General features: G+C 52.3%; 25 protein-coding genes. 11 read left to right on the top strand and 14 right to left on the bottom strand.

Annotated features, from left to right (window positions below):
• Positions 1 to 63 precede the first annotated feature (63 nt).
• Genes MLD66_RS03505 through aat form a run of 3 tightly spaced genes read right to left on the bottom strand, consistent with a single transcriptional unit; the run spans position 64 to position 1438 of the window.
• Complete coding sequence (locus MLD66_RS03505) at positions 64 to 633, bottom strand: phycobiliprotein lyase (protein WP_247215545.1); 570 nt, start codon at positions 631 to 633, stop codon at positions 64 to 66.
• A 42-nt stretch (positions 634 to 675) separates the two neighbouring features.
• Positions 676 to 786, bottom strand: a complete 111-nt coding sequence (gene psaI, locus MLD66_RS03500) for a photosystem I reaction center subunit VIII (protein WP_247215544.1) — start codon at positions 784 to 786, stop codon at positions 676 to 678.
• Positions 787 to 817: 31 nt separating this feature from the next.
• Positions 818 to 1438, bottom strand: coding sequence for a leucyl/phenylalanyl-tRNA--protein transferase (gene aat / locus MLD66_RS03495; RefSeq protein WP_247215543.1), 621 nt, complete (start codon positions 1436 to 1438; stop codon positions 818 to 820).
• Positions 1439 to 1486: 48 nt separating this feature from the next.
• On the opposite strand from aat, the gene MLD66_RS03490 reads away from it, so the two are divergent.
• Both MLD66_RS03490 and coaBC read left to right on the top strand, forming a co-directional pair.
• Positions 1487 to 1873, top strand: coding sequence for a DCC1-like thiol-disulfide oxidoreductase family protein (locus tag MLD66_RS03490; RefSeq protein WP_247215542.1), 387 nt, complete (start codon positions 1487 to 1489; stop codon positions 1871 to 1873).
• On the top strand, positions 1873 to 3108 hold the full coding sequence (gene coaBC, locus MLD66_RS03485; protein WP_247215541.1) for a bifunctional phosphopantothenoylcysteine decarboxylase/phosphopantothenate--cysteine ligase CoaBC: 1236 nt from the start codon (positions 1873 to 1875) through the stop codon (positions 3106 to 3108). Before MLD66_RS03490 ends, coaBC begins: the two co-directional genes overlap by 1 nt.
• Here coaBC and MLD66_RS03480 read toward each other — a convergent pair.
• From MLD66_RS03480 to MLD66_RS03470, 3 genes are all read right to left on the bottom strand, one after another.
• A complete protein-coding gene (locus tag MLD66_RS03480; protein WP_247215540.1) occupies positions 3060 to 3248 on the bottom strand; it encodes a 50S ribosomal protein L32 in 189 nt (62 codons plus the stop codon). The two genes, coaBC and MLD66_RS03480, sit on opposite strands and share 49 nt — an antisense overlap.
• Positions 3249 to 3370: 122 nt before the next feature.
• Positions 3371 to 3973, bottom strand: coding sequence for a M15 family metallopeptidase (locus tag MLD66_RS03475; RefSeq protein ID WP_247215539.1), 603 nt, complete (start codon positions 3971 to 3973; stop codon positions 3371 to 3373).
• Between the two features lie 248 nt (positions 3974 to 4221).
• A complete protein-coding gene (locus tag MLD66_RS03470) occupies positions 4222 to 4869 on the bottom strand; it encodes an LON peptidase substrate-binding domain-containing protein (protein WP_247215538.1) in 648 nt (215 codons plus the stop codon).
• Positions 4870 to 4973: 104 nt separating this feature from the next.
• Between MLD66_RS03470 and hemB the strand changes: the two genes are divergently transcribed.
• Both hemB and MLD66_RS03460 read left to right on the top strand, forming a co-directional pair.
• Positions 4974 to 5957, top strand: a complete 984-nt coding sequence (gene hemB / locus MLD66_RS03465; RefSeq protein WP_247215537.1) for a porphobilinogen synthase — start codon at positions 4974 to 4976, stop codon at positions 5955 to 5957.
• Positions 5958 to 6162: 205 nt separating this feature from the next.
• Positions 6163 to 6834: a hypothetical protein gene (locus tag MLD66_RS03460; RefSeq protein WP_247215536.1), complete on the top strand. Its 672-nt coding sequence runs from the start codon at positions 6163 to 6165 to the stop codon at positions 6832 to 6834.
• A 224-nt stretch (positions 6835 to 7058) separates the two neighbouring features.
• Here the strand turns inward: MLD66_RS03460 and nth are convergent, their stop codons facing one another.
• Both nth and MLD66_RS03450 read right to left on the bottom strand, forming a co-directional pair.
• On the bottom strand, positions 7059 to 7763 hold the full coding sequence (nth, locus tag MLD66_RS03455) for an endonuclease III (protein WP_247215535.1): 705 nt from the start codon (positions 7761 to 7763) through the stop codon (positions 7059 to 7061).
• Between the two features lie 72 nt (positions 7764 to 7835).
• Entirely contained in the window at positions 7836 to 7982 is a 147-nt protein-coding gene (locus tag MLD66_RS03450) for a hypothetical protein (protein WP_247215534.1), read from the bottom strand.
• 100 nt (positions 7983 to 8082) lie between these two features.
• Between MLD66_RS03450 and MLD66_RS03445 the strand changes: the two genes are divergently transcribed.
• From MLD66_RS03445 to MLD66_RS03420, 6 genes are all read left to right on the top strand, one after another.
• Positions 8083 to 9663, top strand: coding sequence for an FAD-binding oxidoreductase (locus MLD66_RS03445; protein WP_247215533.1), 1581 nt, complete (start codon positions 8083 to 8085; stop codon positions 9661 to 9663).
• Between the two features lie 5 nt (positions 9664 to 9668).
• Positions 9669 to 10670, top strand: a complete 1002-nt coding sequence (gene holA, locus MLD66_RS03440) for a DNA polymerase III subunit delta (protein ID WP_247215532.1) — start codon at positions 9669 to 9671, stop codon at positions 10668 to 10670.
• Positions 10671 to 10735: 65 nt separating this feature from the next.
• Complete coding sequence (psbE, locus tag MLD66_RS03435; protein WP_247215531.1) at positions 10736 to 11002, top strand: cytochrome b559 subunit alpha; 267 nt, start codon at positions 10736 to 10738, stop codon at positions 11000 to 11002.
• The gene (gene psbF / locus MLD66_RS03430) at positions 10999 to 11133 is read left to right on the top strand and encodes a cytochrome b559 subunit beta (protein WP_247215530.1); all 135 of its coding nucleotides are present in this window, start codon (positions 10999 to 11001) and stop codon (positions 11131 to 11133) included. The genes psbE and psbF overlap by 4 nt, the downstream gene beginning before the upstream one ends.
• Before the next feature lie 13 nt (positions 11134 to 11146).
• The gene (locus MLD66_RS03425; protein ID WP_071453283.1) at positions 11147 to 11263 is read left to right on the top strand and encodes a photosystem II reaction center protein L; all 117 of its coding nucleotides are present in this window, start codon (positions 11147 to 11149) and stop codon (positions 11261 to 11263) included.
• Positions 11264 to 11305: 42 nt separating this feature from the next.
• A complete protein-coding gene (locus tag MLD66_RS03420) occupies positions 11306 to 11428 on the top strand; it encodes a photosystem II reaction center protein J (protein WP_339396892.1) in 123 nt (40 codons plus the stop codon).
• Here MLD66_RS03420 and MLD66_RS03415 read toward each other — a convergent pair.
• Positions 11417 to 12568, bottom strand: coding sequence for an aminotransferase class V-fold PLP-dependent enzyme (locus MLD66_RS03415; protein WP_247215529.1), 1152 nt, complete (start codon positions 12566 to 12568; stop codon positions 11417 to 11419). The two genes, MLD66_RS03420 and MLD66_RS03415, sit on opposite strands and share 12 nt — an antisense overlap.
• A 562-nt stretch (positions 12569 to 13130) precedes the next feature.
• Between MLD66_RS03415 and MLD66_RS03410 the strand changes: the two genes are divergently transcribed.
• Positions 13131 to 17006 (top strand): CHAT domain-containing protein, encoded by a 3876-nt coding sequence (locus MLD66_RS03410; RefSeq protein ID WP_247215528.1) that lies wholly within the window; start codon positions 13131 to 13133, stop codon positions 17004 to 17006.
• Between the two features lie 21 nt (positions 17007 to 17027).
• On the opposite strand, the gene ribD is transcribed toward MLD66_RS03410, so the two are convergent.
• The 5 genes from ribD to folE are packed head-to-tail and all read right to left on the bottom strand — an operon-like array spanning position 17028 to position 21662.
• Complete coding sequence (ribD, locus tag MLD66_RS03405; protein ID WP_247215527.1) at positions 17028 to 18137, bottom strand: bifunctional diaminohydroxyphosphoribosylaminopyrimidine deaminase/5-amino-6-(5-phosphoribosylamino)uracil reductase RibD; 1110 nt, start codon at positions 18135 to 18137, stop codon at positions 17028 to 17030.
• Complete coding sequence (locus tag MLD66_RS03400) at positions 18134 to 18484, bottom strand: single-stranded DNA-binding protein (RefSeq protein ID WP_247215526.1); 351 nt, start codon at positions 18482 to 18484, stop codon at positions 18134 to 18136. The genes ribD and MLD66_RS03400 overlap by 4 nt, the downstream gene beginning before the upstream one ends.
• 38 nt (positions 18485 to 18522) lie before the next feature.
• Complete coding sequence (locus MLD66_RS03395) at positions 18523 to 20364, bottom strand: ABC transporter ATP-binding protein (protein WP_247215525.1); 1842 nt, start codon at positions 20362 to 20364, stop codon at positions 18523 to 18525.
• A complete protein-coding gene (locus MLD66_RS03390) occupies positions 20361 to 20804 on the bottom strand; it encodes a YbjN domain-containing protein (protein WP_247215524.1) in 444 nt (147 codons plus the stop codon). The genes MLD66_RS03395 and MLD66_RS03390 overlap by 4 nt, the downstream gene beginning before the upstream one ends.
• A gap of 39 nt (positions 20805 to 20843) precedes the next feature.
• Positions 20844 to 21662, bottom strand: a complete 819-nt coding sequence (gene folE, locus MLD66_RS03385) for a GTP cyclohydrolase I FolE (RefSeq protein ID WP_247215523.1) — start codon at positions 21660 to 21662, stop codon at positions 20844 to 20846.
• Positions 21663 to 21688 lie beyond the last annotated feature (26 nt).

Below are 21688 nucleotides of genomic sequence, written 5' to 3'. Positions count from 1 at the left end.
GTTTTATCAATTGCAATTGACGCCACCGAACGGGTCACATCAGAACCAATCGGCTAAAGTGCGTTACCAACCCAAAATGGTCGGGGGTGTGCCCTTGATGTCAGCGGGAGGGGTCAATTCCGCCCGGGTTTCCACGGCAAAGGTAGCCATGCTCATGCCCCCAAACCCATAACCGAGGGTGCTGGTACGCAGACGGATGGTTTCTCCCTCAAACCAAAGCCGTTCCTGGGAGCGTAGGGTTTCATATTCCGTGACTAGGGTCATGGCACCCGTTTCATCCATCTCGTAGGAACCGGCCACCGGGCTTTTCTCCGCATAACCGACCTCCCGGAGGAGTTTCCCCGTCCGCTCACCCGTGGGAATAAGTACCATCACTGTACTGCCATTTTGCTGTTCCCCTTCCTTGTCCCAACCCATCACCCCCTGCCAGGTCACCCGGGACGCTCCATGCGCCTGCTCCCAGGAATATTGGTACAACGTACAGACGGCATTCACGCCGGGATCATCCAAGGGCAGGGACGTGACCGAAATGAGCGAGCGACCCATTTCCGTTTGCCGAAAGGCCAAATGATGGGTCACCCGTTGGGAATGCCATTGACCTGCACTGCGGGCAAAAAAATCCTTGGCATCCATCGGGGATGAACAAACAGCAACTTTTTTATCTTAACAGGGGAATTAGGCGATTTCGTCCTTTTCGATGTAAACGAACAGAAATGCCATCGCCACCGCCGGTAACACCAAACCCACCAGGGGCACCAAAATGCTCGGGAGAAACGCCGCCGCCATAATGCACTCCAAAATGACAAGAATTTCCTAGCTACTGTAAAACATTCGGTTCCCCCCTGGAACGTCTGTGTAATCTTTTGTCATGGTCTGGAACTTGCCGTACCGCCTGAGCGAGTAACCGCCGATATTCCCGGTCGCTGATGGAATAGGCGCCAAAGCGAGCCAGATGGGGGTTCATCAACTGGGCATCAAACAACTGAAATTCCTGCTGGCGCAGGTGTTGCACCAGGGTCACCAGGGCGACTTTGGAGGCATCCGTCACCCGATGGAACATGGATTCGCCGATGAAGGCTTTGCCAATGACGATGCCCAAAATACCCCCCGCCAAGACCCCATCCTGCCAGGTTTCCCAACTGTGGGCATGACCGGCTTGGTGCAATTCTTTGTATAAATGTTGTAATTCTTCGGAAATCCAGGTTTCCTGTCGGTCGGCACAACCGGCCACCACCCCTGCAAAGTCCTGGTTCAGGCGGACGGTGAACTGACGGAATTTACGCCGGAGGGAGCGGGGGCAATGGAAGCGGTCATCGAGGGGGATCAACGCCCGTTCACGACTCCGGTACCAGCGCAAGGAGCCGGTCTGCTGATCCGCCATCAGGAAATAGCCCTGGCGGTAGCCCCGCATGACCAAATCCAGGTCAAAGTCGGTCATGGACTGCGTTCCATTAGGTTACATTAAGGATAAATTTATGGCAGAGCGATGCCCCAGTACCTCATTATTTACGATGGCCAGTGCAACCTGTGTAGTACGGGTGTGCAGGCGGTTCATGCCCTGGACCAAGGCCGTTTATTTACCTACCTACCGATGCAGGATGAAACGGCGTTAGCCGCCTGGGGCATTACCCCCGACACCTGCGCCCAGGGGATGATGGTGATTAACATGGATGAGCCTGACCAGCGTTGGCAGGGCAGTGCCGCCGTGGAACAGTTGGTGAGCTTACTGCCGGGGTTGGCACCCTGGGTGGACACCTACCGGGGCCTGGACGGTCTGAAAGCCTGGGGGGATGCCTGCTATGCCCAAATCCGGGATCATCGCTACGAATGGTTCGGAGCCAGGGCAGACATTTATCGGGTGACGGGCCCCTGATGGGTCGGATTTTGGTGGGGATTGGCGGGGGCATTGCCGCCTATAAAATTTGTGAATTGATTTCCCGGTGGGTGCAGGAAAACCATCAGGTGCGGGTGATTGTGACGCAGATGGCCGAGCGGTTTATCACCCCCCTCACCGTCAGTACCCTGAGCCGCCAGCCCGCCTATACGGACGGGGATTTTTGGCAGGCCACGGGACGACCCCTGCACATCGAATTGGGGGAATGGGCAGAAGTGATCCTGGTTGCCCCTCTGACGGCGGATTTACTCGCCAAAATTGCCCACGGACAAGCGGATGACCTACTCACCAATACCCTCTTAGCCAGTACCGCCCCCGTCCTGGTTGCTCCGGCGATGAATACCACCATGTGGCAGAAACAATCGGTTCAAGATAATTACCAAAAAATCCAATCTTGGTCGCAATTTCACAGTGTGGGTATCCGGTCGGGTTTGCTGGCCTGTGATGCGGTGGGGCCGGGGCGCATGGCTCAGCCGGAGGAAATTCATCCCTGGGTGCATTCGCTCCTCATCACCGGCGGCAAGAGGGATTTGGCGGGCTATAAAATCCTGGTCACAGCGGGGGGAACCCGGGAACATCTTGACCCGGTGCGGTTTTTGGGCAATCCGGCTACGGGAGCGATGGGGCTGGCTCTGGCCCAGGCGGCCAACCATCGGGGCGCTGAAGTGACCTTGATCCACGCTCCCTTGGGGGGGTCTCTGCCCGCTTTAGACCGGGTGGTGGCGGTGACCAGTGGAGCAGAAATGTACCAGGCGGTGGTGGCGAGCTTTCCTGCCCAGGACTGGTGTTTGATGGCGGCGGCGGTGGGGGATGTGCAACCCCGGCACTACCACCCGGAAAAACTGCGTAAAAAGGATTTGCCGGACTGTTTGCCCTTGCAACCGGTGCCGGATATTTTGCGGGCGTTGGGAACCAGTAAACAACCCCACCAACTGCTGGTCGGGTTCGCCGCCCAAACCGGGGACATCACTTCCCCCGCCTGGGAAAAATTACAGCATAAAAACCTGGATGCCATCGTCGCCAACCCAGTAGATGAGCCAGGAGCGGGCTTTGGGAGTATTACCAACCGGGGCATTTGGCTGGATCGGCTCGGGCAACGGCGGGATTGGCCGCTTCTGCCGAAATTAACCCTGGCGCACCAAATTCTCGATGCGTGCCGGGATTTCTATGTTTCCGTCTCGCCCCCCTCGTCCCCCTCGTCGGCGGGTGGGTAGTAGAAACTGCGAGAACGACCGGTCAGGATGGACTTGGCCAGAGACAGGGCTTTGCGGGCAGAAAAGAGGGCTTCCCGCTTCCAAACCGCTTTGCGCCGACTACTGCGGGCTTTGGACGTTTTCTTCTTAGGAACGGCCATGGGGGTATTCAATTGACAGCGTTTTTTATCATATCACGTTATAGAACTGGTGCTAAAACAATCGGCACTCATTGCCTGCCCCCAACCCAAAATCATCCTTGCACGACACGGTTAAGCCTTATTTAACCTTTGGGGCCACTGCGGGCTTGGGCAAAAACCTGCCGAGCGTAGTCCGAACCCACATATCGCCAGTGCCAGGGTTCATACATCACGCCTTGGGAATTGTTGGGGGGATAGGACAGTTCAAAACCGTAGGTCTGGGCATTTTTTTGTAACCATTCATAGGCTTGGGTTTTGCCAAATTGTTCGGTAATATCGGGTTTCCCTTCCCCAGCGGCAAATCCATTCCCCAAATCAATCGCCAAACCCGTGTGATGTTCGCTATAACCGGGGGGTGCGCTAATGCGGGCGGCAGTAATTTCTGACCCTTGCTTTTGCACCTGACGACGGAATAAATCCGCTTGATAATCCACTGTCCGAAAACCGGAAATGGGGATGATCCACAGTCCCCGATCCCGTGCCGCATTCATCAAGCGAAATAAAGCCAAACCCGCCTCCCGTTCCATTTCCACATAACGCTGATATTCTTTTTGTCCATAACTGGCAACCACGATGAGCCGATTCTGGCTGATTTCTGTGTAGGGGAAATGACCGTATTTTGTGCCGAGGGGGGTGGACATGGGTTGGGAAATGGTAGGAGCAGGCGTTGGCGTGGGGATGGTCATCGGTGCGGGTGTATTGGCAAGGGGTACTTTTGCAGGTTGTTGGTTTTTTGTCCAATCAGCCAGGGCATAAACCGATGAGATAACAATAATTACTGAAATTAAAACTCCTAAACCGAACCAATACCAAGAACGCCAGCGGTGCATATCAAAATTAATTGGTTATCCATAGCCGCAACTGTTTGTCATTGTAACCGCAGATTTATCAATACATAAAGGGTTGACTCTGACCAACCGCAGTGGCAAGCCCATTAAAAGTTGGGTTCCGCCTGGTCTTTGAAAGCCTCCTTGAGGGCAGTCCGGGCGGCCAGATGGCTACGGGTGGATGCCAAAATTTCCGATTCCCGCCGCAGACGACCCGCCGTATCCTGCATTTCCAAAAGGGCTTGTTGCTCCAGGGGTGCCCCTTGAAAATTGCTGGCGACCCAGTAGGAAAATTCCCGGGGCAGGGTGGGATATTTTTCGGGTAAATCCACCTCCTGGTCGGTGAGTTTGGCGGATAATTGCACCACATCCTGCAGAAGTTCCTTCACTTCCCGTGCCAGGGATTGCACATCTTCCGTGGGGGAGGCATCCTCAATCCATTCCACCAGTGCCACCCGAAACGGTTTTTCCCGGACGTAATTCAACACCTGAAACCGCTGTTGTCCCAGGGTAAGAATCATCATGCGTCCATCCGGGAGCCGTTCGTAGCGCAAAATTTCCGCACAACAACCGACGCTGGCGGGCCGCCCCTCCTGGGGATTCCACATCAGCACCCCAAAGCGTTTATCCGTCTCCAAAACCGAGGCCATCATCATCCGATAGCGGTACTCGAAAATGTGCAGAGGCAGGGGGGAACCGGGGAACAGGACGACCTCCGGCAGGGGGAATACGGGTAACTCACGCAGGCTAGACATGAGCGGATTCTGTTACGGGGTATTAAGCGTTCTTTGACTACTGTAGCGCACCTGTGGGAAGCAGTAGAGTATATTGGTTGTCCCGTTGCGTGATTGTGGCTCCTATGCAGTTAACCCATCGTCCCCGGCGTTTACGTTACAGCCCTGCCATCCGTCGTCTGGTGCAGGAAACGGTTTTGAGTGTGAATGATTTGATTTACCCCATGTTTGTCATGGAAGGGGAGGGGGAACCGGTGCCCATTCCCTCGATGCCCGGTTGTTTTCGCTATGCCCTGGACCGACTGTTGGTGGAAATTAAAACGATTGCCGAATTGGGTATTCCGGGGATCGCCCTATTTCCAGTGATTCCTGAACATAAAAAAGATGACCAAGGGAGCGAAAGTTTTAACCCCGATGGTTTGGTACAACGCACGGTCAAGGCCATTAAGTCCTTAGTACCGGATATTTTAATTTTTACGGATGTGGCGCTTGATCCCTTTACTACCCACGGCCATGATGGATTAGTAGATGCCCAGGGGCGTATTTTGAATGATGAAACGGTGGATGTTTTGGTGAAAATGGCGGTTTCTCAGGCGCAGGCGGGGACAGATTTTGTCGCTCCTTCGGACATGATGGATGGTCGGGTGGGGGCAATCCGGGCGGCTTTGGATGCGGCGGGTTACACGGAAGTGGGAATTTTAGCCTATTCTGCCAAATATGCTTCTGCCTACTACGGGCCGTTCCGGGATGCCTTGGATTCGGCGCCGAAATTTGGGGACAAAAAAACCTACCAAATGAACCCCGCCAACAGCCGTGAAGCCCTCAAGGAAATTGAGCTAGATATTCAAGAGGGGGCAGACATAGTGATGGTGAAACCTGCTTTGGCCTATATGGATGTCATCTATCAAGTGAAAATGCACACCGATGTACCGGTAGCCGCCTACAATGTGTCTGGGGAATATGCGATGGTAAAAGCGGCGGCGCAAAATGGTTGGATTGATGAGAAAAAAATTGTTTTGGAAACTCTAACTGCCATGAAACGGGCGGGTGCCGATGTGATTTTGACCTATCATGCGGTGGATGCGGCACGCTGGTTGAGCGATAATTAGGCATCATTCTTAGGGGAATTTCTGGGTAGTAATGAGGGGGTGCGCTTAAGGTGCATCCATTTTTATTGCCCATTTCTACCAGCTTTTGCCGAGTCATAAAAATCACTTGACGCATCACGGGAAAGAGATTAATTTAGAAAAAAATTCCCAAAGAATACTCCCAAGTTAAAGGATTATTATGGCTATAAGAGGAACAACAAAATGGGTGCAAATCAGTCCGTTTCAGGCTAAGATTGTTCGCAATCATGGGATCGCTGAGCTTATTGCCCGCCTTCCCATATACTGTTTCGTTCTTCTCTGGGTTTTACTCGCATTTTCTTTTGTCCTTGGTGGTGGAAACTTCCCTGACATTTACCTTGCTCGGTTAAGCCAATTTATTGAATCCACTTTCCTGAATGGTGAGCCTTTAGCTATACCTGAGACCGTGTTATTACCTATCTTTTGGTTAATTTTTTTGATGATTGGCTTTATTCTATCCTGGCTAAATGCGATAGTTAAAGATGAGTTGATTTTTGATTTAGAAAGAGGAATGTTAATACACCTTATCCAATCTCGTTTTTCTAGGTTATTAAACCGGCAGGGTTCTGTCAAAAACAGAAATCTATCTATGTATTCTCGGGTTTGCATACGGGTTGATTCCTATGCGAGCGATACTGATAGAAAGTATTTCCATTCTTTAGTAATAGCCAGTGATTCCCCACAAAATAATAATTATTTCCAAATAGACCGTTCAATTGAGTGTGGTTCCATTAGGGAATTATCTCAATCAGAATTAAGTAGCAAACAGTTAGCTGATCTTGAGAATTTAGGCTACACTTTAGCGGATTTTCTGCGGATGCCTATGGTTCTGGAAATTGATAAGAACTGGCTCTCTTGAGGACACTTCTAAAAATCGGTCGCAGGGGCGTAGCTCCCGTTTATGGTTCTTGATAGCCTGCGTGGCGTAGCCATTAATATCGGCATTTTGGCGAAACAATCTTCCAGTGGTAGCAATCAATAGAGGTGCCCTTGAATTGATAGTAATGAATTTATCTTATCTAATTGGAAAGTGGGGCAAAAGTTCTAATTGAAAAATGTTTACCAGCGCCCAAATCGAGGTATTTAGCCACCCTTTTTATTACTAATTTTATTGCTAACTTGACTAATAGCCACAATACTATCTCGGGAAGGACACAAATCCCCCAAAAAGCATTCATCACAGCGGGGATTACGGGCGGTGCAGGTCTCTCGCCCATGATAAATCAGACGAATGGACCAATTTTCCCAATCGGGTTGGGGGAGCAATTCAATCAAATCCCGCTCAATGCGAATCGGATCGGTGTGTTCCGTCAGCCCCAGGCGGTGGGAAACCCGCTTGACATGGGTATCTACGGTCACTCCGGCATTAATCCCATAGGCATGGGCAAGCACCACATTGGCGGTTTTCCGGGCCACCCCCGGCAAAGTGAGCAATTGAGACATTTCCTTGGGTACTTTCCCCCCAAATTCACTCATAATTTTGCGGCAGGCTCCCTGAATATGGCGGGCTTTGTTGCGATAAAAACCGGTAGATTTAATCAAATTTTCTAACTCTTCTAAATCCGCCGCCGCTAGGGTTGCCGCATCTGGGAAACGGGCAAATAAAGCGGGTGTGACCTGATTGACCCGTTCATCAGTACATTGGGCAGAAAGGATGGTTGCCACCAGTAATTGCACCGGTGTTTGATAATTTAACGTGCAGGTAGCATCAGGATAACGGCGTTTGAGACGGACTAATACTTCATTGGCTCGTTGTTTACGAACGGCGATGCGACGGATAATTGCCATATTCTTAAATTTACCACTCTGGTTTTTAGTATAGCGATTTTGCGTTCCCTTGGCTCTCATTAGAGAATCTGGTTAAAATTCTATTTGATTAGCGTTAGCTTGCGTACCGTAGTCATACAGAAATTCTCCAGAACCAAGGGCGGGGAGTGCCCCTGCGACTGCTAACTTTGCATTGATCGAGGTGCCCATTAATTTAATTTGATTGTTAATGCCTTCCATCACACCATTTGTAGTGCTAAACAATTCTACTCGATTAATGAACAGAAATTTCCCAGCACCAAGTACGGGGTAGGATGGCTATAGTTCCTTATACTTACCGATGTCCTGCAACCTGATTGACCTATTTCAAACCGTGCCAGGTAACCCTTGGTCGGAGTTGCAACGGGCAGACCGGGCATGGTCGGCGCTGAAACATCAACAACCGATGCCTTTTGTCGCCGTTGGGGGAGCGGGGCGGGGCACTTGGGCAGAAGGACAGGCGGGGGAAATACCGGTATTGGCGACCACCGAACTGTGTGGACAGACGGACTGGGATGTGGTCATCGCTGGCGGTACGCTGGGGATTTTGCTGGGTTGGGGTTTGCGTCACAAGGGCTATCGGGTGGCGGTACTGGAGCGGGGTGCTCTGTACGGGCGGCGGCAGGAATGGAATATTTCCCGGGCGGAACTGGATATGTTGCTGGATTTAGAGCTACTCACCCCCGCTGAATTGGCAACGGTAATTGTGACAGCATATAACCCTGGTCGGATTCGATTTTATCAAAGTCAAACCTGGGAGGTCGAGGATGTATTAAACCTGGGAGTACGCCCGGATTTGTTATTAGATTTACTCAAAAATAAATTTATCCAAAATGGGGGATATGTCGGTGAATATCAACCGCTCAAAAGCATTAAAATCAAGGGGGATGGCGTGGAAATTCAGGCGGGAGAATTGACCCATAAAAGTCGTCTTTTAATTGATATGATGGGACACTTTTCTCCGTTAACCAAATTAGCCCGGCGGGGACAAATTCCTGACGGTATCTGTTTGGTGGTCGGTGGATGTGCCCAGGGGTTCCCTCAGCGAGAATATGGGGATTTGATTGTGACAACTACACCGATTATTAATCATTGTCAATATTTTTGGGAGGCATTTCCCGCCCAGGATGGTCGCACTGTCTATTTATTTACCTATGTGGATGTCCATCCCCAACGCCCCAGTTTGACTGAGTTATTTGAGGCATATTTAGAACATTTACCTGCCTATCAAGGGGTGGATTTAGGGCAGTTATCCTGGCAACGATTGCTATTTGGTTTTTTTCCCAGTTATCGCCACAGTCCCCTGGGCAGTCGCTGGGCACGGATTTTGCCGGTGGGAGATAGCAGTGGAATGCAGTCCCCCCTGAGTTTTGGGGGATTTGGAACCTTATTGCGGCATTTGCCCAGGCTTTTGACCGGGATTGATTCTGCCTTAAAAGCGGATGCCCTGGACCGGCAAAGTTTAAGTTTATTACAACCCTATCAGCCCAATTTGTCTTTAACTTGGTTATTTCAACAGGTGATGCGGGTGCCTTTGGATCGGGATTTGCCTCCTAACTTTGTGAATGAGGTTTTGGCAACGGCGTTTGCGGTAATGGCGCAGGCGGGGGATCACGTCCTCAAACCCTTTTTACAAGATGTGATCCAATTGCCCGGTTTAACCCAAACCCTAGTCGGAATGATGCGCCGCAATCCTGGTCTCATTGCCCAGGTGATGAGTCATGTGGGGGTAAATTCATTGTTCAATTGGACAGGGCACTATGGGATGTTGGTGCTTTATTCCTGGCTGGCACAAAAATCGCCCCCATCTGCATCCAATTATGAGCAAATGCGCCGTTTTGAGCAATACTATTATGGCAGTGGTCACGATTATCATCGCTAACGCCCATGCCAATTTATTACTTTTGGGGGGAAGATGACCATCAAATCAAACAAGCCGCCCAGCAATTAATCAAGCAGGTGGTTGACCCCGATTGGCAAAGTTTTAATTACCAAAAAGTGGCAGGGGATTCCCTGGAAATGATCCAAAATGCCCTGGCAGAAAGTCGCACGTTACCCTTCGGCAGTGGGGGACGGTTGACCTGGATCACCGATGCCCCCCTGGGCACAAAATGTCCTGACGAATTGGTACAAACCTTGCTCGATTTGGTTCCTCAGTTACCCGACAATTCGACGGTGTTATTTACTGGGATCAACAAATTACCCGCTAAATCCAAGTTGGGACAATTATTCAATCAACAGGGAACCGTGCGGGAATTTAACCCCATTCCCCCCTGGAAAACGGATGCTCTGGCAGAGATGGTGCGGGATACGGCGCAAACTTGGGATGTCCCGCTGCAAGGGGATGCGGTGGATTATCTGGTGGAAGCGGTGGGCAATGACCGTTACCGGCTGGCGCAGGAATTGCAAAAAATTAGCCTGCTCCGCCCCCATGACCGCCGCCCCCTGAGTGCCAAGGAAATTCAACCCCTGGTGCCCGCCACCACCCAGACCAGTTTGGCACTTGCCCAAGCCATTCGTCAGGGACAGACGGATATAGCCTTAAGATTGCTGGACAATTTACTAACGATGAACGAACCGCCCTTGCGGATTACGGCGACCTTGGTGAGCCAGTTTCGCCTTTGGTTGTGGGTGAAATTGATGCACGTAGATAAACAGGTGACCGCCGAAACAGTGACAGCCATGACCAACCTGGGCAACCCCAAACGGATTTATTTTTTAGAAAAAGAAGTCCGTTCCCTTTCCCTAGCCGCTTTGACGCAAACCCTAGCACTACTATTCGAGATGGAGGTGGGGATCAAGCGGGGCGCACCGGCAGGGGTCACCTTGACGACCCAAATTATTTTGCTGTGTGGTCTGTACAGTCGGGTCGGTTTCCCGGCACAATAAAATTACAATAGAACTTAAGATGAGTATGGGCAGTGACGTTAAATCCTTGAGAGGAGGTCAGTTCTATGGCATCAGGTAGTACGGGGGAACGCCCGTTTGCGGACATCATCACCAGCGTCCGTTATTGGGTGATCCACAGCATTACCATTCCCGCCCTGTTCATTGCGGGTTGGTTGTTTGTTAGTACCGGTTTAGCCTACGACGTGTTTGGTACCCCCCGTCCCGACACCTATTTCAGCCCGGTGCAGGACAAGCCACCGGTGGTGTCCGAACGGTATCAAGCCCGGCAACAAATTGACGCATTTCAACAAAGTTTAGGAGAAAACCCATGACCACCAATCGCTCAGATGAGCCGGTGTCCTACCCCATTTTTACGGTGCGCTGGTTAGCGGTACATACGCTGGCGGTGCCGACCATTTTCTTTTTGGGGGCCATTGCCGCCATGCAGTTTATTCGCCGTTAGGAGTGTTGACATCATGGCTGACAAAAACCCCAATACCCAGCCGGTTGAACTGAATCGCACGTCCCTATTCTTGGGATTGTTGTTGATTTTTGTGCTGGCAATTTTATTCTCCAGTTATTTTTTCAATTAGGTACGCCTTCCGGGTTTCAATTCATTAGCAAGGAGGTAAACAATGCGTATGTCTTCCGGTCGCATTCCCCTGTGGTTGGTGGGTACGGTCGCCGGTATGGGGGTACTGGCAGTGGTCGCCCTCTTTTTCTGGGGTTCCTACGTGGGGGTGGGTTCATCCCTCTAGTTCCCGCAAAACCTGGGCGAGTTGCTGGACTTCCTGGGTGGTGGTGAGGTAATGGACAGAAGCCCGCACACAAGCCCCAGCGGCAACCGCTCGCACGCAGATTCCCCGCTGTTCCAACGTTTGGGCAAGGGTTTCCGGGTCATGGTCTGCGCTCCGAAAACTGACCAGCCCACTGGAGGGCGGGTAAGGCAGAAGGCGGGTGAGGTGTGGGATCGTCCCCAGTTCCGTCCACAGTGCCCCAGCGGTGTGGATCAAACGCTCGTACCGTTGACTGGCTGTACCCCAGGACTGGTGCAGGGTTAAACTAGCCCGCAGTCCCACCCCCAATTCCCAGGCGGTGGTAGCAATTTCGTGCCGTTGTCCGTCCGCTGACCACTGGGGTTGCCCATCCGTAAATCCCTGTAAGCCCCGCCAGCCGCAGTGGGTGGGTTGCAGGGACTCCCGGTACTGCGGGTGAATATACAAAACCCCTAACCCTGCCGGGCCACAGAGCCATTTGTGCCCGGTGGCGGCGTAAAAATCCACCCCAGTTAAATCTAGGGGCAATACCCCCAGGGATTGCGCCCCATCTACCAATAATTTGATATTGTGGGCGGCACAAAATGCCCCAATCTCCGCCAGGGGCAGCACTTCCCCCGTGTGCCAAAGGATATGGCTCAACACCAGCATCCGGGTAGTGGGCTGGATAAATTGTTCTAAAATTGTCACGCTATTATCAGTACAATAACTCAGGGGGCAGGTACTCCAGGTCACGCCGAACTTTCGTGCCAATTGCGCCACATTTGCCACCACCCCTGGATGTTCCCCATCGCTGAGCAGGAGATGGTCTCCCGGTTGCCAAGACCAGCCCCAGAGGACAATGGCACAGCCCTGGGTCGTGGACTGGGTGAGGGTAATGTCCGTTGTGGCAACGTTTAAGGTTTCTGCCAAGGCGGTGCGGGTCAAATGCTCTTGCTCTGCTACCCAATCCAGGGCACGGCGGCTAAAGGGCCCGTATTTTTGACCTTCCAGGTAGGCTGACTGCATGGCGGTGATCGCCGGGGTTGGCAGGGTGCCTTGACCGCCAAAATTGAGGTATATTTTGTCCTGCAACGCCAGGAAATAACTGCGCTGGGGGTCAATATCCATCGGTTTCTTCATAGGTTTTTAATGAATCTTTTTGACTATAACCTGTTGTTCAGATAATATCGAAGGTGACACACGGAGGGGTTGGATATGGGAGAGTCTTAAGTAAATGATGATAGACGCATCTATTAATTCATAGCTATTGAGAATAACACCTGCATTATTGATAATCGCCAAGGAGAAAATGGGGTTTCCAAATCTACCGTGTAAGTACAAAAATTAATAGGCTCCTGATGTTGTACTGTAATCAACACTCAAAATCCTTTCACAGAGAGGGGTTTGTTAAAATTATGTCCTATGCCAATCATTAGTGAATTAAGGGCATCTCTATTTATTGGAGCCAACCCATAGCCTGCGTGACATAGCCATAAATTTCATCGTTGGCATACCCATATTATTCAGAACCAAGGGCGCTGCGACCGCTAACTTTGAATTTATAGAGGTGCCCTTTCTTCAAACAGCAATTTGCTCCTTGGTAAATTAAAATTTCTTGTGTTTCCGTAACTTCACCCTACAATTAGGGTAGGATTAAAAGATGTACTAAATTATATTTAATTTAGGAAACAAAACGATGCAAATGTTGCGCTGGCGTTGGTCGTTATGGATGGTGTGTCTGGCTTTTGCCTGTCCTGCTCAGGCGCAGGTTGTTCCCAACGGGCTGGGGACGCAAGTAACGGTGAATGGTCAGCAGTTTGACATCACGGGCGGCACGAGGGCGGGGGCGAATCTCTTTCACAGTTTTGCCAAATTTGGCTTGAGTCAGGCGCAGATTGCCCATTTCCTGTCTAACCCGGCGATCCGCAACATTCTGGCACGGGTGACGGGCGGCGAAGTGTCGGTGATTAACGGGCTGATCAAAGTCACGGGCGGCAATAGCAATTTGTACCTGATGAACCCGGCGGGGATTGTGTTTGGGCAAGGGGCGAGTTTGAATGTGCCCGCTTCGTTTAGAGCTACCACTGCTGACCGGATTATGTTTCCGGGTGGGAGTTTTAATGCTGTTGGGGTGAATGACTACAGCAAATTGGCGGGGGAACCGATTGGGTTTGCTTTTGACCGCAAAGACCCGGCGGCGATTGTCAATGAGGGAAATTTAACGGTTAATCCAGGGCAAAATGTGAGTTTGATTGCCGGTCAAGTGATTAATACGGGCACAATTCAAGCACCAGGGGGGAATATCACTCTAGCCGCCGTGCCGGGGGAAAATCTGGTGCGGTTGTCGCAAGCGGGGCAATTATTAAGTTTAGAATTTAACCCCCAACAAGCCGCCCAAATGATGGATGGGGAGGGAAATATTCCTACTACTCGTCTGCCGGAATTGCTCACCGGGGGTGGGGTAACCACGGTTACTCAAAATAGCAATGGCACGGTGAGGGTAGCGGGTTCTAATGTGCAAATTCCTACAAGTACGGGCACCACAATTGTTTCTGGGGCGTTAGATGTTTCGAGTGCGAGTCAAATGGGGGGTAATGTGGGCGTTTTTGGCACCCAAATCGCCTTAGTAAACAGTGAAATTAACGCTTCAGGATTTACCGGGGGCGGTGAGATTTTAATCGGGGGTGAATTTCAGGGCAAAGGGACACAACCCAACGCCCAATATACGTTTGTGAGTCGTGATTCTCAATTAACTGCCGATGCGGTTAACTCTGGAGATGGAGGCAGGGTGATTGTGTGGGCGGACAAGGGGACGGATTTTCGGGGCAGGATCACCGCCAAGGGAGGACAGAACGCTGGGGATGGGGGATTGGTGGAAGTATCGGGGAAAGAAAGTTTAAGATTCACGGGGAATGTGGATACGTCGGCACCTAAGGGCAAGACAGGTACCCTCCTGCTTGATCCAGTCAATATTACCGTAAATATCACCTTAATTGATGCGTTTAGTGCGCCTGATGATAATCGATTGCCACTGATCCTTTTCCTTGCCATACCAGGACGGGACGTGTTTATTAGTAATACTGCCTTGGTTTCTCAATTATCTACAAATAATGTGGTACTTCGGGCGAGCAATGATATTACTTTTAACGGTGACATTGTTGGAACTTTTGGCGATACTACTTTGTCAATAGATGCAGGCAATAATATTACTATTAGCAATCAAATTTCTGGTTCTGGTCTCAGTCTATCGTTCTCTGCGGATAACACTATCAATGCCAATGCCTTGATTTCTTTATCCGATGGGGAGGTGTCTTTCAGGGCAGGAAATGGTATCTCTACAGGCGATATTGTCGCAACCGAAGGCATTGCTTTGACTTCAGATGGTAGCATCAATACGGGTGATTTACAAAGTTCTTTTGGGAATGTCAGTGTTGTGAGCGAGGTTGGTAATATTCAAACCGGTGATATCACTGCTTCTTTTGATGTCCTCGTCGGTAACACTGGTAGCACTTCCGGTAATGTTAAATCTGGTAACATCACTTCTGCCCTTGGGAATGTCAGTGTTGTGAGCGAGGTTGGTAACATTCAAACCGGTGATATAACTGCTTCCTTGGATGTCCTCATCGGTAGCACTGGTAGCACTTCCGGCACTATCCAAACTGGTAATCTCACTTCTGAACTTGGGGATATAAATGTTGCGAGCATTGCCAGTGATATTGTAACCGGTAATCTTACTTCTGACCTTGGGAAAGTTAGCGTTGTCAGCGAGTCCGGCAACATTGAAACCGGTGATATTACTGCTTCTTTGGATGTCCTCGTCGGTAGCACTGGTAGCACTTCCGGTAATGTTAAATCTGGTAACATCACTTCTGCCCTTGGGAATGTCAATATTATTAGCGAGTTCGGCAATATCCAAACCGGCGATATCATTACCTTGCTTGGGGATGTTTTCATTGTTAGCACTTCCGGCAATATCCGTACTGGTAATATCGCTACCCTCTTGGGAAGCATTGGTATTGCTACCTTTGGGGAGGCAAGTAGTATCAATACCGCTGAACTATTGAGTCTTGCCGGGGTTGTCCTGATTGTTAATGAGTTTGGCAATATCCAAACCGGTGATATTACCAGTGAAGGTATCTTTTTGGGTGCAGGCGGCAATATCAATACTGGTAGCCTGGAAAGTTTTTCTGGGGATGGTCTCCTTGTAATTGATTCCGGTACTATCCAAACTCCCCAAGAGGGAACTACTAGTATTGTCCCTTTTGGCGGGGAAATCAGAACAGCATTAGGTAGCGGGGATTTTGCGGCAATTTTGCCACTAGATACCTTATTTACCAAGGAATTTGATCGCTTTTTAGGAGTCAGCCCCATTAATAACTTAAACTCGGTCGAAGCGATTGGGAATATGCTCAGTCGCTTGGCTAAGGAAACGGGCAAAAAAACCGCCATTGTTTATTTGGTGGTGGATGAACAGCAGTTGACGATTGCCGCTATTCCGCCGGGGAGTCGGGCAGGGGTGGCTAGAGCAGGTTTGGTTGCGTCCACCGAGCCATTTGCCCAGCGGGAAGCCAAAGTCCAGCCCGTGGTGCGGGGGATTCCTGAAGCGAAACGAGCCAACTTGATGCCGGTGGTGGAACGATTTTTGAATGCTTTGAGAGACCCCCGCCAGCGTACCAGCGATGCTTACCTAAAAGATGCCCAGCAGTTGTACCGGTGGTTCATTGCGCCCATTGAAAAAGAATTGCAAGCCCAGGGGATTGATACCCTGCTGTTCTCGATGGACAATGGCTTGCGGTTATTGCCCGTGGCGGCTCTGCATGATGGCCAGCGGTTTTTGGTGGAAAAATACAGCACGGCTCTGATTCCCAGCGTGAATTTGATTGATACCCGTTACCGCAACCTGCGGGATAGTCGGGTGTTGGCGATGGGGGCCGATACCTTTGCCAATCAAGCGCCTTTACCAGCGGTACCGGTGGAATTGAAGGTGATTACGGAGGAATGGCCGGGGCAGTCCTTTTTGAATCAGGAATTTACGGTGCAACGCTTGACCCAGGAGCGATTGCAGGGCGGTTATCCCATCATCCACTTGGCGACCCATGCGGATTTTGCCCCGGGACGATTGAGCGATTCTTACATTGAATTTGGCAACAATCAACGGTTGAATTTACCTCAACTGCGGCAATTGCCTCTGCGGGAACCGAATGTGGTGGAATTGTTGACCCTGAGTGCCTGTCGGACGTCGGTGGGGGATGTGAGTGCGGAATTGGGGTTTGCGGGTTTGGCGGTGCAGGCGGGGGTGAAAAGTGCCCTAGCTTCCCTGTGGTATGTGTCGGATGAGGGCACCCTGGCGTTGATGACCGAGTTTTACAAAAATCTGCGGCAGGCACCCATCAAGGCGGAGGCATTGCGGCAGGCGCAAATTGCCATGTTGCGAGGGAAAGTCACGATTAAAGGGGGCGAACTGCGGGGGGTGCGGGGCGGCATTCCGGTGCCGTCAGCGATTGCCCAGCGGGGGGATCAGGTGTTGAACCATCCCTACTACTGGGCGGCGTTTACCCTCATCGGTAGCCCCTGGTAAAGTCATTCAGATTGCCGTAATTTAGATAATTCCCAAGGGTGGGGTCTCGGCTGGGAGATAACCTTGGATGAGCCAATCCTGCCCGATGGGTTCCAGGTGACAACGGGTTAATGCCAGTGCCCTCTGCATCTGGGTCACGCCCAAGTCCCCCACCGGGGTCGGTGCCTGGACACCCCCAATGAGTTTTGGGGCGATAAACGCCATGATTTTTTGCACGGCCCCTGCCCGGATCGCCTGGGCCGCCAGAGTCCCCCCACATTCCCACAGCACCGTATTACAACCCCGCTGGGTCAGTTCTGCCACCACCGTTGCCGGAGTACAGGGTTCTAGTTCCAGCACCTCTACCCCCAAAGCCTGGAGTTTTTCTAATAGCGCTGGTCGCTCGGCCCGCCGGGGCGTGATCAATAGGGTGCGCCGCTGTTCATCCCCCTGCCACACCTGGGCATCCCAGGGCAAATTCAGGCTGTGGGACAACACCACCCGCAGGGGCGAATGGGGGGTTAACCCGTGGGTGGTCAAGGCCGGATTGTCCCGCCGCACCGTATTCCCGCCGGTGATCACCGCATCACAACGGGAACGCAGGCGATAAACCCATTGCCGGGCCGCCTCCCCCGTGATCCAGAGGCTGTCCCCCGTACTGCTGGCAATTTTTCCATCTAGGGTCATGGCGTACTTGAGAATGCCAAAGGCCCGCCCGGTCTGCACCCGATGGCAAAACCCTTCGTTGAGAGCCTGACAGTCCTCGGCCAACACCCCCACCGTCACCTCAATGCCCGCCTGCCGTAACCGGGCAATCCCGCTCCCTGTCACCCGGGGGTCGGGGTCAATCATCCCCACCACCACCCGCCGAATCCCGGCTTGGATCACCGCTTCCGTACAGGGGGGAGTACGGCCAAAGTGATTACACGGCTCCAAGTTCACATAGAGGGTGGCCCCCCGAGCCTGATCCCCCGCCGCCCGCAGAGCAAACACCTCCGCATGGGGCTGTCCCGCCTGGGGATGGAACCCCTCCCCCACCACCTGCCCGGCTTGGACAATCACCGCCCCCACCAAGGGATTGGGACTGGTACGTCCCCACGCCTGTTGGGCCAACTCCAGGCAACGGGTCATGTAGTGTTCATCTGCGGTCATGGACTGGCCGGTGCCGGTTCCTCCGCCGGTTTCACCCCGTAATCCAACACCTCCGCAAAGCGGATTTTCAACGCCGTGGCCGGTTGTCCCTCTTTATCCGTGTAATGGTCTTCATCCAGCCGCCCGGTGACGGTGGTGCGTGCCCCCTTATCCAATAAATTCATGGCCGTTTCCGCCTGATTGCCCCATATTTCCACCTGAAATTTCAAGGGGGGAACCTCCTCCCCTTCCGTTTTGCGGCGGCTTACGTACAGGGGAAAACTGCACAGCACCGTGCCCCGTTCAAAATGGCGAATCGTCGGTTTGGCCGCCACGTAACCACAGACCGTTACCATTGCCCACGTCATAACTGGTTCTCAGCGAAGGGTTAGCCCCAGAATAGCATTTACGCCCTCGCCCCTAACTCCGGAGCCGGTTTTTGCCCCGCCACCTGCAACTGCCAGTAGTGGGCATAGGCTCCCCCCCGGCGGAGCAATTCCTCGTGGGTGCCCTGCTCCACCAAGCGCCCCTGCTCCAGCACCAGGATTTGGTCGGCATTGCGAATCGTGGACAACCGGTGGGCAATCACCAGGACCGTGCGGTTTTGTTGAAAAGCATACAAAGCCTGTTGCACCAAAGCCTCCGATTGGGAATCCAGAGCCGAGGTGGCCTCATCCAGTACTAACAGTTTGGGTTGGCGCAAAATCGCCCGTGCCAGGGCCAACCGTTGCCGCTGTCCCCCGGAAAGCCGGTAGCCCCGTTCCCCCACCACCGTATCGTACCCCTCGGGCAACCGCTCGATAAATTCCGCCGCATAGGCCGCCTCTGCCGCCCGCTCCACCTCCGCATCCGTCGCCTCCAACCGGCCAAAACGGATATTTTCCCGAATCGTGGCATTGAACACAAAATTATCCTGACTCACCACCCCCAGATACTGCCACCAGTCCGCCAAGGACAGTTCCCGCCGGTCCACCCCATCCACCAGAATTTGCCCCGCCGTGGGTTCATACAGACCAATCAGCAGGTCCGCTACGGAGGATTTCCCCGCCCCGGAAGCCCCCACCAAAGCGGTCACCTGCCCCGCCGGGAGGGTAAAACTCAAATCCACCACCGCCGGTGCCGCCGTCCCCGGATACTGCAACGTCACCCGGTCAAACCGGATTTCCCGCTGGATGCCCGCAAACGGCAAGCCCTCCGTCCGCAAAAATTCCTTATCCTGGGGGTCGAGAAACCCATTTAACATCTGCAGGGAACCGCACAGCACCCCCAATTCCGTGGACATCCGCACCAAATTCTGGCTCTGGGCGGCAAACCGGTTGTAGGCCGAAATAAACGTGGCCAAGGTGGGCAAAAGCAAATTCACGGGACGGCCCTGGCTTAGTACCCACAGCCCCCCCAACAGCATCACGGAAAGTACCGTCGTGGACAAAACCGAGGAAAGCGGGTCAGGCAAGGTACTCCAGGCCACCTGCCGGTCAATCAGCCGCAGGACATTCCGTTGCAGATACCGCAATTGCGCCAGGGTGTAGTCATGGCGATTAAAACTGTAAATCACCCGCAGGGCCTGGAGGCTCTCGACCATATGGCTTTTAACATCGGCAGATTCCCCCGTGAGGGAAAAGGCGGCCTTTTGAATCCGAGGGATAATTTGCCGTTGCATCCAGATCAACGTCGCCGATAAAACCAGGGTTGACAACAACACCAAGGGGGAAATCCAAATCAAAACCGCCAGGTAGGAAGCCATCAGGCACATCGCCAACACCAGACGATTACTGGTTAAAACCAGGCTACTGGACAAGATGCCCAAATCTAAAAAATTCACCAACTCCCCGTGCCGATAACGGCTAATACAGGGAAAACTAAAATGTAACATCCGCTCAAATAACAATTGGCTTACGTACATACTGATCCGATTGCCCAGATAGCTAGTGATCAGGATGCTGAAATACTTCAAAGCACTTTGAAGAACCTGAAACCCCAGGGCAATCACCACCAACAGCGCCACCACCTGCAAACGGGGCCAGTCCCCCACCCACCGCCACAAAAACGGGACACGAAACTGCTCATCCCCCAAAACACTCAACGCCAGGTACACCGAGAGGTAGGTCGAACCCTCCAGCAAACCGGTGCCCACATTCAACAACACTGTACCCAGCAGGCGCAGGCGGTACTTGGACAAAACACTCGCCGCCAGACGGGAGGTCGGTTGGGCGAGCAGTTGGTGAATCCGCAGCCGCCAACGGTTCATGCCACCGCCGGGAATTTCGCCTGCAACTCCTCGTCGTATAGGTCGGCTAAAGATGCCACAATCGTAATCATACGGGCGATTTCCGAAGGGTCTAATTCCATCACCGAGCGGGTGCCCACCACCACCACCTCCTGGTCCAAAATCGCAAAGCGGGCCTCCATCGTCGTCGCCCAATTCAATGCCAACAGTTGTTGATACAATTCCAGCGGATTTTGTACCGGCAACTTCAGAATCGCCGACCAGACGGTAAAGGTATCATCGGGGGTCACCCCGGTCATCTGCACGTAAACTTGCGCCGTGCCATAGCGAAACCGCCAGACACACCCCTGTTCCAAATGGCTGACTTGGGCAGAATCCGCCTCCGCCAAAGAACTGATCACCGTCTCCACATCATCCATCAGGTTGGTTTCAGCGGTCGGTTCTGGGAATGTCGCATCCATAGGCACACCTGGTTTTAATTGCAGATTACACCAAAATCCCTAGGAAATCACCGCCCCATGCACCAACCGCATAAACTCCGAACGGGTCGCCGTACTCAGGAGAAATACCCCCCCCAGCTTACTCGTCACCGTATCGGAATTCACATCCTCCACCCCCCGGGATTTGACACAGTAGTGCTTCGCCTGGATCAGCACCGCAATATCCTCCGTTTCCAGAATGTAGGACAGGGCATAGAAAATCTGCTCCGTCAACCGCTCCTGAATCTGGGGACGCTTGGCAAAGTACTCGACCACCCGGTTGATCTTGGATAGCCCCAACACCTTTTCCTTGGGAATATAAGCCACATGGGCCCGGCCATCAATGATTACAAAGTGATGCTCACAATTGCTCTGCACATTGATATTCCGCTCCACCACCATCGAGCTATAGCCCATCTTGTTGTCCACCGTGGTGCATTTGGGGAAATTGCGCCAGTCCAAACCATAGAAAATTTCATCCACGTACATCTGCGCCACCCGCCGGGGGGTATCTGCCAAACTATCGTCCCGCAAATCCAAACCCAAAATTCGCATAATTTCCGCAAAATGCCGGGCAATCAACGTGCGCTTTTGGGTATCATCCAAACCCGTCTCCACCTGGGGTGTGGCTACCCCTTTAGCGATCAAAAATTGCGCCACCCGTTGCCCCAACTCCGGGTCGGTCTTTTGACTGCGGATGACCGGTTCGCTGTCTAAATAAACTTCCGGGTTCGGGTTGGTGACGATCACGAAATTATTATCTTCAGCTATAGCCCCATCAGCTAACTTGGGCAAATGACCATTGGCAACCGGATGAATCAAGCGAGGGGTCAAAGTCATAGAACTTAGTAAAGGTGAACAGCGTC

Source organism: Synechococcus sp. C9 (assembly GCF_022984075.1).
Taxonomy (GTDB): domain Bacteria; phylum Cyanobacteriota; class Cyanobacteriia; order Gloeomargaritales; family Gloeomargaritaceae; genus Gloeomargarita.
Note: the sequence above shows the minus strand (reverse complement) of the source record. Positions and strands in the feature narration are given on the sequence as shown.